General features: G+C 51.0%; 13 protein-coding genes. 7 read left to right on the top strand and 6 right to left on the bottom strand.

Features of this window, described 5'->3' with window-relative positions:
* Positions 1-79: 79 nt before the first annotated feature.
* The gene (locus tag ACVWVQ_RS11730) at positions 80-1,234 is read left to right on the top strand and encodes an RNA-guided endonuclease InsQ/TnpB family protein (RefSeq protein ID WP_457508615.1); all 1,155 of its coding nucleotides are present in this window, start codon (positions 80-82) and stop codon (positions 1,232-1,234) included.
* On the opposite strand, the gene ACVWVQ_RS11725 is transcribed toward ACVWVQ_RS11730, so the two are convergent.
* Positions 1,199-1,414 carry a PepSY domain-containing protein gene (locus tag ACVWVQ_RS11725; protein WP_457467372.1) on the bottom strand — a complete coding sequence of 72 codons (216 nt, stop codon included), beginning with the start codon at positions 1,412-1,414 and terminating at the stop codon, positions 1,199-1,201. The genes ACVWVQ_RS11730 and ACVWVQ_RS11725 overlap by 36 nt on opposite strands.
* Before the next feature lie 406 nt (positions 1,415-1,820).
* Between ACVWVQ_RS11725 and ACVWVQ_RS11720 the strand changes: the two genes are divergently transcribed.
* Both ACVWVQ_RS11720 and ACVWVQ_RS11715 read left to right on the top strand, forming a co-directional pair.
* On the top strand, positions 1,821-2,741 hold the full coding sequence (locus tag ACVWVQ_RS11720; RefSeq protein ID WP_457467373.1) for a branched-chain amino acid transaminase: 921 nt from the start codon (positions 1,821-1,823) through the stop codon (positions 2,739-2,741).
* A gap of 65 nt (positions 2,742-2,806) precedes the next feature.
* Positions 2,807-3,325 (top strand): phosphoribosyltransferase, encoded by a 519-nt coding sequence (locus tag ACVWVQ_RS11715; protein WP_414329088.1) that lies wholly within the window; start codon positions 2,807-2,809, stop codon positions 3,323-3,325.
* Positions 3,326-3,348: 23 nt separating this feature from the next.
* Here the strand turns inward: ACVWVQ_RS11715 and ACVWVQ_RS11710 are convergent, their stop codons facing one another.
* Positions 3,349-4,677 carry a hypothetical protein gene (locus ACVWVQ_RS11710; RefSeq protein WP_414329087.1) on the bottom strand — a complete coding sequence of 443 codons (1,329 nt, stop codon included), beginning with the start codon at positions 4,675-4,677 and terminating at the stop codon, positions 3,349-3,351.
* 66 nt (positions 4,678-4,743) lie between these two features.
* Entirely contained in the window at positions 4,744-7,668 is a 2,925-nt protein-coding gene (locus ACVWVQ_RS11705) for an O-linked N-acetylglucosamine transferase family protein (protein WP_414522527.1), read from the bottom strand.
* 203 nt (positions 7,669-7,871) lie between these two features.
* Between ACVWVQ_RS11705 and ACVWVQ_RS11700 the strand changes: the two genes are divergently transcribed.
* Positions 7,872-8,423 carry a type IV pilin protein gene (locus ACVWVQ_RS11700; protein WP_457467374.1) on the top strand — a complete coding sequence of 184 codons (552 nt, stop codon included), beginning with the start codon at positions 7,872-7,874 and terminating at the stop codon, positions 8,421-8,423.
* Between the two features lie 109 nt (positions 8,424-8,532).
* Here ACVWVQ_RS11700 and ACVWVQ_RS11695 read toward each other — a convergent pair whose 3' ends face one another.
* The 3 genes from ACVWVQ_RS11695 to ACVWVQ_RS11685 all read right to left on the bottom strand — a co-directional run bounded on the left by ACVWVQ_RS11695 (position 8,533) and on the right by ACVWVQ_RS11685 (position 11,123).
* Positions 8,533-9,483 (bottom strand): glycosyltransferase family 2 protein, encoded by a 951-nt coding sequence (locus ACVWVQ_RS11695; protein ID WP_414408289.1) that lies wholly within the window; start codon positions 9,481-9,483, stop codon positions 8,533-8,535.
* 17 nt (positions 9,484-9,500) lie between these two features.
* A complete protein-coding gene (locus tag ACVWVQ_RS11690; RefSeq protein ID WP_238376865.1) occupies positions 9,501-10,418 on the bottom strand; it encodes a 2OG-Fe(II) oxygenase in 918 nt (305 codons plus the stop codon).
* Positions 10,419-10,979: 561 nt separating this feature from the next.
* Complete coding sequence (locus ACVWVQ_RS11685; RefSeq protein ID WP_011432125.1) at positions 10,980-11,123, bottom strand: hypothetical protein; 144 nt, start codon at positions 11,121-11,123, stop codon at positions 10,980-10,982.
* A gap of 171 nt (positions 11,124-11,294) precedes the next feature.
* Between ACVWVQ_RS11685 and ACVWVQ_RS11680 the strand changes: the two genes are divergently transcribed.
* The 3 genes from ACVWVQ_RS11680 to ACVWVQ_RS11670 form a co-directional block, all read left to right on the top strand.
* Entirely contained in the window at positions 11,295-13,373 is a 2,079-nt protein-coding gene (locus ACVWVQ_RS11680; RefSeq protein WP_457467375.1) for a glycosyltransferase family protein, read from the top strand.
* A 29-nt stretch (positions 13,374-13,402) separates the two neighbouring features.
* Positions 13,403-15,454 carry a glycosyltransferase family protein gene (locus ACVWVQ_RS11675; RefSeq protein WP_457508600.1) on the top strand — a complete coding sequence of 684 codons (2,052 nt, stop codon included), beginning with the start codon at positions 13,403-13,405 and terminating at the stop codon, positions 15,452-15,454.
* Positions 15,455-15,751: 297 nt separating this feature from the next.
* The coding region (locus tag ACVWVQ_RS11670; protein WP_457508598.1) for a class I SAM-dependent methyltransferase at positions 15,752-17,070 on the top strand (1,319 nt) is incomplete at its 3' end.

The following is a 17,070-nucleotide window of genomic DNA, read 5'->3' as shown; positions in this document are numbered from 1 at the left end:
CGCAGGCTTGGTGCCGGGAGGAAAGCCCGCCTCCATATAAGTGTACTGGGGCAAAGTCTGGATGAGCTACAATAAGCCTATGAGCCAGACCATCTCTGTACGTTGCAAGCTGATAGTCCCACAAGAGTTGCGTCAAGAGATTGACCGCACCTTGCAGGGATTTGCTGACGCCTGCAACCAGATTCTCGACACCGCTAAACGTGAAAAGTGCTGGAACGTCGCCAAGCTGCATCACTTGGTTTATCGACCGGTAAGAGCGGCAACGGGGCTGAAGGCTAATCACGTCTGTCAGGCACTCCGCCGTGTGATTAGCAACGCCAAAGCGGTGAAACAAGTCCACAAGTTTCGCCCCACCAGCCTGACTTTGGATGTGCGCACTTTCGAGTACCGAGAGTCCGAACAGGCTGTTGGTGTAACACTGATGAGTGGACGGGTTCGGCTCAAGCTCAAGATCGGCGGCTATCAGATAGCACTTCTGCGAGGGCAGAAACCAACAAGTGCTACTTTGTGCAAGACCAGGCAAGGGGAGTACTACATCAACATTGCGGTTGAGTTGGACACTCCCCCAACTGGCAAAACTCCAAAGGTAATCGGAGTTGACTTGGGCAGGCGGGATATAGCCACCGCTAGTAACGGGCGTTCTTGGAGTGGAAAACACATCCAGGCCGTCCGTGACCGGTTCAGCCGTGTACGCGCCAAGGTTCAATCCAAACGCACGAGGTCGTCTAGAAGACTGCTTCGTAGGCTTTCTGGGAGGGAACGGCGCTACCAGACATGGCTGAACCACAACATCAGCAGAACCTTGGTCAGGGATGCCCAGGCCATTGGTGCAGCACTGGCTTTTGAGGACTTGACAGGCATCCGAGAGTGCTTGAATCAGAAACCTCGGAGTAAAACTGAACGCCGTAGAGCCAATAGCTGGGCGTTCTACCAGCTCAGGATGTTTGTGGCCTACAAGGCTGCCATTGCTGGAGTGCCTGTGGTACTGGTTCCGCCCGCCTATACCAGTCAGACCTGTCATAACTGCCTGCACATCCACCCTGAGCAGGGCAAGTCCTACCGAAGCGGCAAGTCGTTCAAGTGTGGACATTGTGGCTGGGAAGGGGATGCTGACTATAACGCTGCTCAGGTAATCTCTCTCCTTGGGGCGACTGTAAACTCGCCTGAAATTCCGAAACTTAGCTGCCCTCTGGGGCCGCTAGGGATTGGGATAAAGCCCGCACCCTGCGCATAGCGCGGGTGCCGGGTAGTTTACTTCCCAAACTAGGCGTCTATCTTCGCGCTCCAACTCAACTTCTTTGATCACAGCATTGGGCACGGCAGATCGAGCGATCCGAATGGCTTCCTCAATGGGGATACCCAGAGCAAAAGATTGGGCAAAAGCAGCCCTCCGGCTCCCACCCGTCGACAGCATCGGGCTAGCGGGGGGCAAAATGCCAAGCAAAAGTAAGGCAGCAATCGAAAGTTTTGCAGGCTTTATTTACAGCTGCTTGAGCAACCACCTCCTTACCCTACCACCCTGAGACTCAAGAAGCCTTGCCACAAGGAGCATTGCTGCCTTCGCAAGGAGTTCATCCCCCTTGCGTCATAGGGTGTAGTTGCTCGGCCCCTCTTCGGCTATGGATTGTTTGCTCCTCCAATCCAGCCCTCTCAGAAATGGACTGGCTAAACAACGCTGCTGCGGGGGAGGAATACCTCTACGCCTATCCCGCGTGCTGCTACTACAGGCAGGGAAGTCATGCCGACGTTGGAGCTCCCGGCACTGCACGAATCGGTGATAATATTCCTACCTCTCATTCCTACTGCGGTGAGTGCCGACCATGCCAGATTTTCTGCCCTACGCCTACTTTCAGGGCCAGATTGTCCCTTTTGCCGAGGCGAAGATCTCCATTGCCACCCATGCTCTGCACTACGGGACAGCGGCGTTCGGCGGCCTACGCGGGATCCCAGACCCGCAAAACCCGGATCAAGTTCTGGTGTTCCGTCTGGATCGCCATTGCCGACGACTGAGTCAAAGCGCCCGCCTGCTCTGTTTTGATCTCCCTGCTGAACGGATTGAGCAGGTGATTGTGGAGCTGATCCAGAAAAATCGGCCCTCCACTTCTTTCTACATCCGCCCCTTGGTGTACACCTCCGATTTGGGCATTTCACCGCGGCTGCACAACATCGAGAAAAACTTTTTCGTGTACGGCTTGGAACTGGGGGACTACCTCTCGCCAGAGGGAGTCAGTTGCCGCATCAGCTCTTGGGCCCGGCAAGAGGATCGCAGCCTACCATTGCGGGGCAAGATCACCGGCGCCTACATCACTTCCTCTCTGGCCAAAACCGAGGCGGCGCAGGCTGGCTATGACGAGGCCATTTTGATGAACTCCCAGGGCAAAGTGAGCGAAGCCTCGGGCATGAACATCTTCATCGTGCGCAATGGCGTGCTGATTACCCCCGGCTTTGACCAAGATATCTTGGAAGGGATCACCCGCGACAGCGTCCTCACTCTGGCCCGCGACCTGGGGATCCCTACCCAAGAACGGCCCGTTGACAAATCGGAGCTATTGATTGCTGACGAGGCCTTTTTAACCGGCACTGCTGCCAAGATCACCCCCATTCGCCAGATCGAGCAGTACGTCCTGCCCCCCTCCCGCCCCATCACCGAGCAGTTGCGGCAGAAGCTGACGGCAATTACCGAAAATCGGGATCCGGCCTATGCCCATTGGGTGAAGGTGATCCCTCTGAAAGAAAGCTAGTCCCTAGTCGAGGGGAGAAGCGTCATTATTAAACTGAGCACTCTAGATGGGTAGAGGGGGATCCCTTGCACGAAATTTCCATTACCTGGGCCGACTACCACCGCAAAATCGAGGAGTTGGCCGTCAAAGTCTACGAAAGCGGGTGGGAATTTAACCAAATCGTCTGTATTGCCAAGGGGGGGCTGCGCATCGGCGATACCTTGGCCCGTCTTTTCGACCTGCCCCTGGCTATTCTCTCAGCCTCTTCTTACTCCGGCCCCGGTAACCGCCAGCGGGGGCAACTGACCTTCTCGCGGGATCTAGCCATGACCACCGCCAACCTGGGCAGCCACGTGCTGTTGGTGGACGATTTGGCAGACTCTGGCATGACCCTAAAGCGCTCTGTCCACTGGCTCAAGCACCACTACGGCTTCTACATCGAGGAGATCCGCACCGGCGTACTGTGGTACAAGGCCGCCTCCGTCTATCAACCCGACTACTATGTGGACTATTTGCCGGATAACCCTTGGATCCACCAGCCCTTTGAGCCCTACGAGCAGATGACGCCTCAGCAGCTGATGCAGTTGCTACGCTCTTCCGGTTAACTTTTCTTTATCACCTCAGGGCTCTAACCAGTAGGAAACTCGAAGCGGGGCAGCTTATCCAGGGCAGGCTGGATCCCTGCGGGGATTCGCTCGTGAGTAAGGGGGTAGTAGTAATCAACCCGAGCCAGTAGTCGCTTCCACTGCTCAGAGTTAAGAGTTTTAACCAAAGAAATAGACGGCTCAACACTTAACTCGTGTCCCAAATCCATAAGCTCGATAGTAACGTTAGCTGCTGCGGCTTCCAGAACTGACTCCGCCATCCCGTAGTCTGGCTCTGCAGACACGATCAAAGCGTAATGCTGAGGATTGGAACTAAGCAGAATAGACTTTAGTAAAGGCTCCAAGCTTGCAGTAACTGATTCCCGAAGATTTGGATCCCAATCGGGAAAAAGAGCTAGATTAATCTGGCTTAGATAAATCCCTAAAGTAGTAAAACTCAGTTGCTCTGCGGAAGCAGGCGTCAAGCTTTGCTTCTGGTGTTCCAGCGAGGCATCGCTAAACTTTAAGCTCATTTCAATTTTCTCATCTTCAGTGGTCAATAGTACATGCCTTCCCTCTCTTTTACTATGGCTGGTTAGGTGTATGATAGAAATAGGAGTGTGAGGTAGGTAAGGCTCAACAAGTAGGTTTTGCCTTGGATCCCATTTTGGCAGTCCGTAGTGACAAGTCCAATTGCAATAGGCAGGTAGAAGTTCTGTTTCCTTAAGTAGCCCATCTAGATAGACCGCTACATTTAGAGCGAGTTGATCGGTTATGATAGAAGGTCTTCTAGCTAAAGCTTGAGAAAGCCGAAAGTCCCAAAGATCCCAGTGCTTGGCAGTATAGGACATTGCAAAAACACCAGCATTAAGGAGGGGGTACGTATGTAAGTCCTCGACACTCAGACTGGGAAAGTGGTATCTGTAAGCTTCACTAAGATCAATTAGGTAATCTTTTGGGCCATAGAGTAATCTATTCCCTCGGTCAATCTCCGGAACAATAGCTAGCCCTCGCTTTTTGCTTCGCTGGATGAGCAAGTCAATCCCGAACCAATCCTGAACCCAAGCATCTGCGTCAATCCAAATATAAACTTCATAGTCTGGAAAGTACCTACGTAGCCGGGGCCGAGCTAGTAATCCCCGCAGATAAGAAGGCACACTCTCAACTCCAGCAAAGTTATAGTTCCAATCCGGCTCAACAATGTAATTGACGTGTTTTGAAAGCCAGTCTACTTGCTCAGGGGTACAGCCCAAATCGAAGAAGCCTATCTCAACAGATTTACCCTGCTCCTTACCTCGGATGGAAAGAACAGTTCCCTGCACTAGATCGAAGAACTTGGAGTCGGCTGCGGTGATAATAACTACTGATTTCATACCAAAAGATAGTTAGGGAGATAGGAATTGCCTAGAACCAGACAACTTTTTTTATTTTAATTTAATTTACTTGGTCGCAATTATGTTTAGACTAACAGGTTTACCGAAAACAACCATTTCACTACAGTCATTAAATAAGCCGAACCGATCTACCTTGCGGATAATCCGAAAGCCTGCCTGAGTCAGCAACATGAACAGATATTCCCACGAGAGACCAACTTTGTGATAGTCATACTCATCTGTCTGTCCACCAAACATCATGCGCATAATACTAAATCGCTGCTCGGCGGAAGCTCCTTCCTCTATATAAAGGTGACAAAGAGTAGGTAAGTCAGGAACACTAATCATTAACTGGCCACCGAAATGTAAAACTCGATGCCACTCTTTGAGAACAACAGGCAATTCTCGCACATAGTCGAAGTGCTCCAGAACGTGGGAGGCGTAGATGGCTTCTACGGAGTTGTCTTCAAATTGACTGAGATCCATAGCGTTGCCAACGTAATCCACGTACTCTCTTGGTTGGATGTCTAGGATCTTCCAGTCTGGATGGGGATCTTTTCCCCCTATATGAAGGCGGATACGCTGACTGACCTGGAGTCTAGGTTCACCCCCGTCTAGAGGAGGAACCTGGTCGATAATCTGATGTTTATGAGCCAGATCAAAATAGGTTTTTTCAATAGCCATAGCCAAACGTTTTGGATCCCAGATGATCGACTTACTGTAGGACTCTCGAATAGTCTGTTTGGCCTTGGCCAGTCGCTCTGGATTGTTAGCCAGCTGGATTCCTCGCTCAATAAATTCTTCAACTGACCAGGTAATACAGTCATCAAGACCTATATTCCTAAGTAAGCTATAGCTCATTCGACCATAGTAATGGCGACCTACCAAGGTGAGAACTGGCACGCCCATGTAGAGGGCTTCCATAGTGTGGGTTGCGCCTGTGTAGGGAAAGGTATCGAGAACAAGATCCACCAAAGCTAGTTGGCCCCGGTGCTCTTCCACGCTGCTTGCTTGAGATAGAAAACGGACGCGATCCAAAACATCCAATTCCTTAGCTCTTTCCTGGTAACGCCTGATAACCGTGGCAATTTCCCCCGAGCCTTTGACGATCAAGATCCCCTTGGGAACAGCTTTCAGGATTTGCAGATGGGCATCAATACATTCGGGGGTACGCTTGTAAGCACTGGCCGCAGTTAGGAAAACAATATCTTGCGGGCCTATTCTCAGCTTGTTTTTGAAATTCACCTCATCTGCAGGAGTAATGTCCAGATACTCAACAGCACAGTAGCTAGGCAGGCGGATAATTTTTTCATGGTAATCGGCTTGGGCGTCTTCAGGAAGGATATAGGGATCGGCGAAAAAGTAATCAAATTCTGGCAAACCGACAGCATCTCCGCCAAGCCAACCAATTTGGATAGGAGCGGCCCGCAAAGCTGCTACGATGCTGGCATCGTGACTGGTAAGGGAGTCCATAAAAACCATGATATCGATGCGATCCTCACGCGCTTGAGCAGCTACTTGAGGCGGCTTGGTTTCTCCTGGAAAAAAGCGAAAATGGAGATTTTCGTGAGAGCGAAACTTTTGATACATATTGTCATGACTGGCCATATCTTCATTTTTCCACCCCTGGTAGTAGTAGTAGACAACGTCCAGAAGATCGCGAGATAGGTTCCTGAGAGTAGCCTCACTGAGAAAGCCAACCGAATGTCGCTGAAAGCAGTTACCCAGAAAGCCTACCCTCAGCTTTCGCTTAGTTCTGCCAGATCCGCAGTAGTCTTGCTGATTCTTCTGCCAATATTCCGACCAAAGAAAGTCTCGCTGAGAAGCCATTAAGCTTAGGCAATCGTTAAAGATTCTACCACCAATCTGCTGGTAATGACGAATCAGAGAGCGATCGTCAGTTAGATAACTCCAACAAAAGCAAACTCGAAACAGAATGGCTTTAGCAATCGTTAGACTCTCGAGTAGATTTTCATCGTTAATTCTTAGTGATCCTAAGTCGGCTTCCCTCGATAAAATTAAGTCTATAATTTTCTGGATAACAAGGTTTATCCGTTCTGGCTGGGCAGCATGGATCAACTTTTCCAGCGATTCTGATAGAAGGGATAGACGAAGAGTAAAGTTCTCTTGCACCTGTGAGCTCTCGGCCGCCGTGATGAGAGCTTCTCCTAAAATGGAATAGCCATCACTGGTAGAGTTCTGGAAGAAGGCGCGGGCTGCCCTCTGAAAAAAGTCACCGATTAAGTCCTCTATCGTCCACAAACCTTCATAGCGCTTCGCCTGCTCGGGATCCACCGCATTGGCTAGCTGGGCCAGCAAAGCAGCAAATCCAGATCTTTGTTCCTCCGGAAGAAAGACTTGTAAAGTTGTGGCCACCTCAAAAAACAAGCTCAGGTAGCCATCGTCCCATAGCCGCGCGAGCAATTCAGTAAGGAGTGGCTCCTGAGTAATATCGAGGCTCTTCTCGCCGCCTAGGCTCTCCAGTAGGGCTTGCCCATAAAAGCCAACTGCCAGCTCATCCTGAGCTTGCAGGGCCCGCATCAGCAAAACTTGGGTGTTGTCCCGCCGGCTTGGATCCAGCTCAAAGGCCATCTCCCGCAGCTTCAGACAAACCTGGAGACGCTGCTGTGGATCCTGCGTGGGGCTATTTTCTAGACGGCCTGCGAGGGATAGCAACAAATCCAAGACTTTCTCCTGGGACAGGATCCCTGCCCTCACCAGAGGCGTGTAGAGCTGGTAAGCAAGGCTCAGCTGGCCAGCAGCCAAGGCCTGCTCCAGCGCCGATAGGGTAATTGCCTCTGGCTCAGAGGGGAAGGCTGGCTCATTGGCCAATGAAGATGGGGAGAGATCAAAGAAACCCCACAGGAACTCCTGCCAATCCTTTGCGCCTTGCTCTCGGTAAAAAGCCACCAACCACTCCGCAAAGGTATCGGGAGACTGCTGAAACAGTTGCTTGGCTTCCAGGATCCGGGCTTGCAGCGTAGGGTTCATAGGTTGAAGGAAGAGTGCTAGTCTTAGTCTGCCATGCTGAGGCCGGCTCAGCTAAACCACTGACCTGTGTCAGGCTCATCTGGCAAAAATCCGCAATTGCGCCAGGGAGCAGGCTGTTATGAATCGCCCTTGAGCGGGGTAAGTTAGCACTAGCAGGTGAGCTGCACAGTTAACTCTCTAGTTTGCTAAAGGATCTGGTACTCATGAGCGCAAAGTCTCGTCAGTCTCTGTTGCGGGCCAAACTGGCTCAGCAAATTCTCTCCAAAGCCAAGGGCTTCACCCTGATTGAGCTGTTGGTGGTGATTGTAATTGTGGGTGTGCTGTCTGCAGTGGCAATCCCGCAGTTCTTAAACCAAGTGCGCCGCTCCCGCACTGCTGAAGCTCAAGCAGCTCTCACGGCAGTGGGTCGTGGTTCTGAAGTCTATCGCCTAGATGTTGGCGTGTACCCGAACACCTACACCAGAATTCAGTTCGGATGTCCTACCACTAGTGGGGCTGATTCCTGCGGCGCTAGGGGCGATAAGTTTATGAATGACCCGTGGAGCGCTCCCAACTACCAGACACCAGTGGCCACCGTTACTTCTTCTACTGCGCCTCAGGGGATGCGCTGGGACACCACTGCTGTCACGGGTGCAAGCCGCTACGTTAACGCTTCTGGTCAACCTATTCAGTGCACCATTGGGCTGGGATCACAGGAGACAGCTGTGGCTACTGCGGCTACCTTTGTTGGTAAGAGCTGCAACGTCTTTGACTAGTTTCTATCTCTACTTTATGTACTCCGTGGCTCCCTGTGGGGAGCTTTTTTATTTCAGTTGCTCCAGTCTCCCTCAAGAGTAGGCAAGGGCTCTAGGCTAAACCAGTGAACTAGAGCGAGGACAGTAACTGTGATGGGTAGGAGATGCGAGTAAGAATACCCTTTTCGATGAGGTTCTGGTTGGTTTCAGGACTGCTGTAAAGTATGAACTCTTGATAAAGAGCTGCCATGCAAGTTCTATCTCCTGAGCAATAAGCGTCCCGTGAGGCCAAGTGAAAGGGAACCCGAATAGGATTAGACTTTGAGCGCCACCAGTAGTCGGGAAAGTTTCCCAGTTGAGCATACTTTTTATAGTAGTTTTGAAAGCCGCAGTTTAAGTAGTGTAAAATAGAGGGGAATGATGTTACCAAGGTATGACATTCTGGAATATCAAAGCTATGTACGCTATTGGGTAAGAGAGTGGGATGGATCCGAGCTGCTGACTTTCCATTTTGATAAGCTAAAAAGTATTGACTCTTGCCGGAAACTCTCTGAAACTCAGTACAGAGTCCTGGCTCTAAGGCAGCAGGGTTTTTCTTAAATAGAGTGACATCGCGAAAATAGTCCTCGACTTCAAATACTTCAGGAGCTGCTTCGTGGTTTAGGAACGTAACCTGGAATATATCGTCGCTTACTTGATCAAACCAATCCAAAGCCATCATCTGGCCAGGATAAAAAAGCTCATCTCCATCAATATGAAGAATCCAGTCCATGCCCTGATCCAGGGCAAGTTGTATAGCCGTTTCTACGTTAAGGATCTGACGAGCCATGACCTCATAGCCAACATGAGGGCCATATTTTGGGTAGAGAACATTCCCCAATGCTTGTTGGACTTGCAAAGCTTCATCGTTGGGAATAGCCGTTACATCGGAAAACTGAAGTGCCACCTGAATAGCGGGATCCTCTGGATCGTCAAAGAAGATATAAATATGGGCAATTCCAAGGGCAAGGTGATAGCGAATGAACGACTCCAAGCACACGCCTGGATCCCGAACAGTGGTAATTATGCAAACTCTGGCCATGGTGGAGCTGCAAGCCTTTAGGTGAATTGCTTGGCTCCTAGCCAAGTATTGATAGTGAAGCGGCTATCGGCAAAGGCTTGGCTAGGGCTAAATACCGGCAGGATTTCATGTAGGCAACTGCTGGAGAAGAAGACGATGCTGTTATTTGTAGGGGTTACCTCATCGTATGCCCCGTGCAGGATTGGTGGATGAGGTTTTTGCCTTTGGGTATCGTAGATGCGCAGCTCACCTCCTCGATAAGGCTTTGGCTCTTTGTGGAAGTAATATACGCAGCTCACCTGGCGGAAGGCAGTTTGTGGGTAGGAGTTATCGGTGTGGGCGGTAAAGAAGCAGCCATCATGGCTGGCAATCATCTCCATCTCAAAGATTTGAATGTCAAAGTTCTCAATGCCTAGCTCAGCAAAAATCTGGGGAGCAACAGCCGCAATTTTTTCTCGCAGCAGGGATCCATGCTCCTGAAAGTAAGCGAAGTCCAGCCTCAGGGAGCGGCGAAATTTTAGTGACTCTGCCTCGGTGTTGCTCTTGCTGTAGCTCTTGGAAGGGATAAACTTGTCTTGGTGGGTAATGGCATGTTGGAGAATGGCTTGGTTGAGCTCTTGAGGCAGGAAGTTATCCAGCTTGATGTATTTACAGGGGTAAAACCGGTTGGGTTCTGAGGGATCCGGCTGGGTAAAAGTCAGGAATACCGGGTTAGCTGCCAGCAGTGATCCAGGGCCAATTGCTTGGATGTGAGCGAGATCCTGCTCGGTTAACCCTTTGTGCTGGGGATCCCAAGTGAGGAGATGGATCCCTTGGCCTAGATTGGGCAAAACCTTCTGCAGATGAAAACTGGGATCTATCCCCATCAAATCTAGGTTGGCTTGGGCTATGGCTCCGTAGCGGCAATGGTTGACCAAGTATAGGGCTGAGTCGGCCAAGTAATCCCGCAGTAGCAAAGACTGAAGCAGACAGGTACGGTAGTCCGTGAGTTCAGTCCAGAAACAAACGCCAATCTGGGTCTCTGGGAAACATTGACCGAGATCTGCCAAAAGGGCAGGAATGGGGCCTTCTAGGAGTAGAACCCGTTCTTCTAATCCCAACTGAGAAATTTGGGTTTGGATATCTTCTGTGCTGATTGACTTTTCGGATGAGCTCTGTAGGGGATTCCGTAGAATCACTGCTAACTTTTCAGGATAGCGAAGCATTGCCTGCAAAACAGCTGCGGACTCTTCCCAGCCAATCTGGCAGAAGATTTGCTGGCTAGGAAGGCAGGCTAAAGCCCAATCTAAGAGCTGGGTGAGACTCTGAGCTTGCTCCAGTTCTAGGAGAAGATCCTGAGCAAGGTCTTGGCAATCCATGGGGAGGGATCCCTGACGTCTGCTCTAGCTTAATGTACCCGGATCCACCCCCAGTTCTCACAACTTTTAGGCCAGGCGCTCAGCCCTTTGCTGCTCCAGTTCAGCCTTGGCAGGCATCAGTTCCCCAGCGGCAGTGGCCCACAGAATCCAGGTGGCCTCCTACCCTCCCACTTCGCTGGGTACAGCCTCAAAACCTCGCTCGGCATGGGTGGTGGAGATGAGCAAGTCCATCTGGCACGTGTGCCGCCAGCTTTCCATGGGTATGCCATTGTCGTAGGAGAGCTCGTCTTGGGTAGGGGCCATCCAGGCAGGTAAACTGGATTCGGCTCTTGCAGACAGGGATCCATGGGGTTGCTTATAACCTATGCTCGGCTTATCGTTTTCCAGGGCAACAGAGATCCCTTGTTGTTGTGTCCAATCCTAGTAGCCTGTAGGAGCTAGAAGAACCTGCCGCTCAACTTGGGGAGTCGAGAAATGCAAGACATCAAGGCCAATGCTCCGCGAATTCTCCTCAATTGGCCAACTCCGCCAGACTATATCCCGCCCCCGCAGCTTTCAGATCGGCAGGTCAGTCTTTGCCCCAAGAGGAAAGCCAAGGGCTTTGGACTAAACTTTGTCAATCTCTCTAAGGAATTGGTGGAGTGCCCAGAGGGAGACTATGACCTCTATGACTTTGTGCAGCAGTCTGAGCAAATTACAAATAAGGAGTTTGACCTAGTTGTTGTTTGGACTTCGAGCTTCGACTACAGCAATCCTCTTAATACCAAAAAGTTTGGCTGTCCAACTGTTTTACTGGCTGGAGACACCCACCACTGGGAGTTTCCCATCAACCATCTCTTGGCCTACTGGGCTACTGAAGGCTTTGATTACGTCGCTACTGCCTATAACTTCCAGCATTTGCACTGGTTTGCCGCAGCAGGCGCTGAGAATCTTGCCTGGTTGCCTCTTATCTCCATGCGCACTGTTACCCACGATTGGGTGGAAGATAGAGAAAATCAAGTGGTCTTTATCGGCCAACAGGGATCCCGCCATCCCAGGCGTTGCCGGCTGGTTCAAGCCATAAAGAATGCAGATTTGCCCATCCTCATCAAAACAGCCAACCGCCAAGAGGCAGCCAAATGGTTTGCCCATTCTCTGATTTCCTTTAACTGCAGCCAAAATGGGGATCTGAACTTAAGGAACTTGGAAGTGATTTCCGCGGGGGGCTTTCTGCTTACTGACCAGCTCTCCTTCGCCTCAGGATTGGACGAACTTTTGGCGCCCGGCACCTACTGCGACACCTACAACTCCGAAGCCCAACTCCTGGAGAAAATCCGCTACTACCTAGACCATCCCCAGGAGGCCATTCAAATTGCCCGCCGCGCTTATCACACTTTCGACCAACACTGGCATCCCCGCCACCGCATTCAGAACCTGCTGGACTGGGTGTTTGGGGGAGAGCTGCCGGAGCCCTTTCGTTACTCGCCCCGCTCTGATGTGCGCTACTTTGTCAGCACGGCCAGCTCTGCCTGGATAGACACACGACTAGGAATCTACGAGCCCATTCAAGAGCTGCATCGCGTGCAGGAGCGACTGAGGGTATTTGTTGGCCGAGGCTGTCCTGGGGTGATAGCCGCAGACTTGCTGGACCTGCCGCGGCTGGAGCTGTACGTGGAAGAGGGGTTTGGGGATCCGTGTGCCCTGCTGCAGCAGAAGGGAGTGCCGGAGCGAGTTCATGAGGTGAGGGGGGAGCCGAGCAGTTGGCCTAGCTTTGATGCGGTGGTGTGCACGGTGGGAGACTTGCAGCGGCTGGGGCGGCCTTTGAGAACCAGCTTTGCTTTCATCCTGGGAGAAGACACCCAGCTCCTCTTTGCCAATGCGGGAAACATAACAGAAAATTTTCTCATTTACTTAGTCCAAGGCCGCAGCTCCGTTCCGTCAGCTCGGCTGGGGGGGTACGAAGGCGTCGAGTACGAAGGAACGGTGGCCAGACTTAGTCGAGTCTATCAGCCTGCTGTTTCTGTTCTTTCTGATGTCAGGGTTGTCGTGGATGTGAGAGCGGGGGTGGGCGTGGCCAGCGCTTGTTTCAGAACTCTTCACCCTGAGGCGGCTATTCACTGTTTCGAGGTGGATCCCCTAGCTCTACACCTGCTGCGGCAGAATATTCTCAGCTTGGGCAACTGCTTTGTGCATTCGGTGGGGCTGGCGGGGCAGGATAGCTGCAGAACCCGTCGCCTCTGGCCGGAAGATCCTCAGGCCGAGTGGGGAGTGGAGCAGCTGCTCCCTTTCCGGGAAGCCAGGGCAGCCCTCAAGGAGTTGGGTTTGGAGCCCATCGATGTGCTCAGGGTGGCTACAGGTGGAGATGAGGTGGAGGTGTTGACCAGCTTGCAAGAGCAGCTCAAAGACATCAAGGTGATTTACGTGGAGTTTACTTCTGAGCAAGACCGCAAGCAGATTGACCAGATGTTGGATCCCTCTCATCTCCTCTGGCAGGGGGAGATTTCTCAAGGTAACTACGGGTGCTTATGTTATCTGAATAGATGCATATTCTACGAAAGCAGTGGTAATCTTTAGAAGGCAATCTTTAGGAAGCTCTGAGACTGATGAATCCTCGAGTTCTACTAGTTTGGATGACTCCACCCGATTATGTCCCACCTCTCACTCTTTCAGAGCGTCAAGTAACTCTATGTCCGAAAGGAAAGGTTAGAAGACAGATATTCGATTTTTTTAGTGTTCCAAAAAGCTTAGTTGAGTGTCCTGACAAAGACTTTGACCTCTATGAATTTGTCCAGTATTCAGATCAAGTCGAAGACAAAGAATTTGACTTGGTGATTGTCTGGACATCGAGTGTTGATCTGACTAGTCCTTTCAACACGAAAAAATTTGGCTGCCCAACTGTCTTGCTAGCCGGAGATACGCATCATCATGTGCTCCCTATCACCCACCTTCTAACTTACTGGGCCACTGAAGCCTTTGATTATATTGCCACCGCCTATGACCGACAGCACCTCCACTGGTTCGCAGCAGCAGGAGTTCAAAGGCTAGCTTGGCTGCCTTTCATTTCCGCTTGTCTCACCAGCTCCAGTTGGATAGAAAAGAAAGAAATTAGAGTTGCGTTTGTGGGTAACCTTAACTTTAACTCTTATCATTACAGACGTCTTAAGTTGATCATGTCCTTGAAAAAACTGGGTCTACCTCTACTTATAAAGACTCGAGTCGACAATCCTCAGCTAATATTTGGTGGCTCGTTAATCTCTTTCAACTGCAGCCAAAATGGGGATCTGAACTTAAGGAACTTGGAAGTGATTTCTGCAGGGGGCTTTCTGCTTACTGACCAGCTCTCCTTCGCCTCAGGATTGGACGAACTTTTGGCGCCCGGCACCTACTGCGACACCTACAACTCCGAAGCCCAACTCCTGGAGAAAATCCGCTACTACCTAGACCATCCCCAGGAGGCCATTCAAATTGCCCGCCGCGCTTACCACACCTTTGATGAAAAGTGGCATCCCCGCCACCGCATCCAAAATCTCCTGGAGTGGGTGTTTGGAGGAGAACTGCCGGAGCCTTTTCGCTACTCCCCTTGCTCCGATGCTCGCTACTTTGTCAGCACCGCCAGCTCGGCTTGGATAGACACACGGCTGGGGATTTACGAGCCCATCCAAGAGCTGCATCGAGTGCAAGAGCGGCTGCAGGTGCTGGTTAGCCAAGGTTGTCCGGAAGTGATAGCAGCAGACTTGCTGGACTTGCCGCGGCTGGAGCTGTATGTGGAAGAGGGGTTTGGGGATCCCTGTGCCCTGCTGCAGCAGAAGGGAGTGCCCGAGCGAATTCACGAGGTGAGAGGGGAGCCAGCCAGTCGGCCTAGTTTTGATGCGGTGGTGTGCACAGCTGAGGACTTGCAGCGGCTGGGGCGGCCTGTGAGGGCTAACTTTGCTTTTGTCTTGGCAGAGGACCACCAACTTCTTTTGGCCAATGCCAGTAAGTTAATGGAAGCAGTGTTGACTGGCTTTGACTTTGGCAAACTCAGGTTTTCGGTAAAGCTCTACCCAGACACCGTTTTTTACGAGAGGACGTATCTTAACTTTCCTGTGTTTCTGTCTAGTCAGGTGCAGATGGTTATCGACATCGGAGCTGGGGTAGGCCTTGGTAGCGTTTGTTTTCGGGGTTTCTGCCCTGAGGCGGCCATTCATTGTTTTGAGGTGGATCCCTTGGCCTTGCACCTGCTGCAGCAGAATGCTCTTGGCCTGGGCAACTGCTTTGTGCATCCGGTGGGGCTAGCGGGGCAGAATAGCTGCAGAACTTGTCGGCTCTGGCCGGAGGATCCTCAGGCCGAGTGGGGAGTGGAGCAGCCGCTCCCTTTCCGGGAAGCCAGGGCAGCCCTCAAGGAGCTGGGTCTGGAGTTCATCGATGTGCTCAGGGTGGCTACAGGTGGAGATGAGGTGGAGGTGTTGACCAGCTTGCAAGAGCAGCTCAAAGACATCAAGGTGATTTACGTGGAGTTTACTTCTGAGCAAGACCGCGAGCAAATTGACCAGATGTTGGACCCTACCCATCTCCTCTGGCAGGGAGAAGTTGTAGCAGGCCAAAGAGGAGTCCTTTGCTATCTAAGCAGGGCTTGCTTTGTCGACAACAATTCAAACCTTGGAGGAGAGACTTAAGGTTATGAACTCAACCATTATCGTTACGGCTGCTGACTTCAGGGGACTATTCTCTCCATCCGAGAGAAACCTCAGGGGCACTCTGTAGATATTGGATTCTTGGATGTAGGCTGTACACCGGAGCAGTTGCAATGGATAGGTCAGTACGTTGACCACATCGTTGAGCCAGGTTGGAACTATACCCTTCCAGAGGCCGATAGACAGCCCAAGTACCTCAAGGCGCTAGTTTCCAGACCCTTCTTGCCTAGGTACTTCCCGAGCTATGAGACTTACATTTGGATTGATGCAGATGCTTGGGTGCAAGACTGGTCTGCAATTGAGCTTCTTACCCTGGGAGCAAGATACAAAAACCTTGCAGTTGTTCCTGAGTTGCTAAATACTCTCTTCGATCCCTATCCATTTTCGCATCAAGCTTTTCACCTCTCGGGATACATCAAGTACTTTGGACATGTATATAACCACCCATACATAAGACCAAATCTAAATGCTGGTGTATTCTCTGGAAGTAATTCCGGTATTCACTGGGTAGCATGGAAAAACAGACTGAGCCAAGCTATCTCTATGAGCCTCGATCTATACTCAGATCAGTATTCTCTAAACCTGGCTATTCATAATGACTTAGGGATAGATAACGTTCAAATTTTACCATTGTTTTGTAACTGGACAGTTCATAGTAAACTACCTCTATGGGATCCAAAAAGAAAGCTCTGGGTTGAGCCTTGGAAGCCTTACATCCCTTTAGAGATTCTACACATTACCTATAAAGATAAGGATAGAAAAACTCATGTAGCTCATACTACCGATGGCTTCAAAGTTGAAGCCAGTCTTTGGTATCCTAGAAGCCATTCTTCTCCAATCAGAAGGTATGACTATGTATCAGCTAATCAAAAGAAAATATATCTCGACTACAACTTCCCTCTAATGACTGCTATCGATCCAGGGCCTCATCCCTGGCCTTATCTACGGAAAGAAGTTCCTCAGCTTTGGACTGCGGATTTGCGTCAACCTACTATCGGCTTTGTTAGTCGAGACGAGGCTCATATTCTGTACAATACTGCCCTTAAGCTACAAGGAAGAAACGCTTTGGAGATCGGCTGTTGGCTAGGTTGGTCAACTGCTCACTTGGCAGCAGGCGGGGTTATTCTCGATGTGGTAGATCCTGATCTGGCCGATCCCCAGATTTATGGAAGTGCGGATCAATCTCTTCGCTCGGCTGGAGTTCGCTCTAATGTCAATCTCTATCCTGGCTATAGCCCAGGGAAGGTGGAGGAGATTGCCCAGCAAGAGGATTGTCGCTGGTCTCTGATTTTCATCGATGGGAATCATGACTCACCAGCCCCCTTGCAGGATGCTCAAGTGGCAGAGCGCTATGCTGCTGAGGATGCCTTGATTCTGTTTCATGATCTAGCCTCGCCGGATGTGGCTGAAGGTTTGAATTACTTGAGAGACAGGGGCTGGAACACGATGATTTACCAGACCATGCAAATTATGGGAGTGGCCTGGCGAGGCAATGTTAAGCCTGTTGAGCATATTCCAGACCCTGCTGTGAATTGGACATTGCCAGAGCACCTCAAGGACTATCCGGTCTGTAACCTTGAGTTGTCTAGGGTGCTAGA

The organism is Thermostichus sp. MS-CIW-36, assembly GCF_054059035.1.
Note: the sequence above shows the minus strand (reverse complement) of the source record. Positions and strands in the feature narration are given on the sequence as shown.

Excerpts from the sequence above, each read along its gene's own strand:
- ACVWVQ_RS11730 (WP_457508615.1), top strand. The coding sequence starts at position 80 with ATGAGCCAGACCATCTCTGTACGTTGCAAGCTGATAGTCCCACAAGAG.
- ACVWVQ_RS11725 (WP_457467372.1), bottom strand. The coding sequence starts at position 1,414 with ATGCTGTCGACGGGTGGGAGCCGGAGGGCTGCTTTTGCCCAATCTTTT.
- ACVWVQ_RS11720 (WP_457467373.1), top strand. The coding sequence starts at position 1,821 with ATGCCAGATTTTCTGCCCTACGCCTACTTTCAGGGCCAGATTGTCCCT.
- ACVWVQ_RS11710 (WP_414329087.1), bottom strand. The coding sequence starts at position 4,677 with ATGAAATCAGTAGTTATTATCACCGCAGCCGACTCCAAGTTCTTCGAT.
- ACVWVQ_RS11705 (WP_414522527.1), bottom strand. The coding sequence starts at position 7,668 with ATGAACCCTACGCTGCAAGCCCGGATCCTGGAAGCCAAGCAACTGTTT.
- ACVWVQ_RS11700 (WP_457467374.1), top strand. The coding sequence starts at position 7,872 with ATGAGCGCAAAGTCTCGTCAGTCTCTGTTGCGGGCCAAACTGGCTCAG.
- ACVWVQ_RS11695 (WP_414408289.1), bottom strand. The coding sequence starts at position 9,483 with ATGGCCAGAGTTTGCATAATTACCACTGTTCGGGATCCAGGCGTGTGC.
- ACVWVQ_RS11685 (WP_011432125.1), bottom strand. The coding sequence starts at position 11,123 with ATGGCCCCTACCCAAGACGAGCTCTCCTACGACAATGGCATACCCATG.
- ACVWVQ_RS11680 (WP_457467375.1), top strand. The coding sequence starts at position 11,295 with ATGCAAGACATCAAGGCCAATGCTCCGCGAATTCTCCTCAATTGGCCA.
- ACVWVQ_RS11675 (WP_457508600.1), top strand. The coding sequence starts at position 13,403 with ATGAATCCTCGAGTTCTACTAGTTTGGATGACTCCACCCGATTATGTC.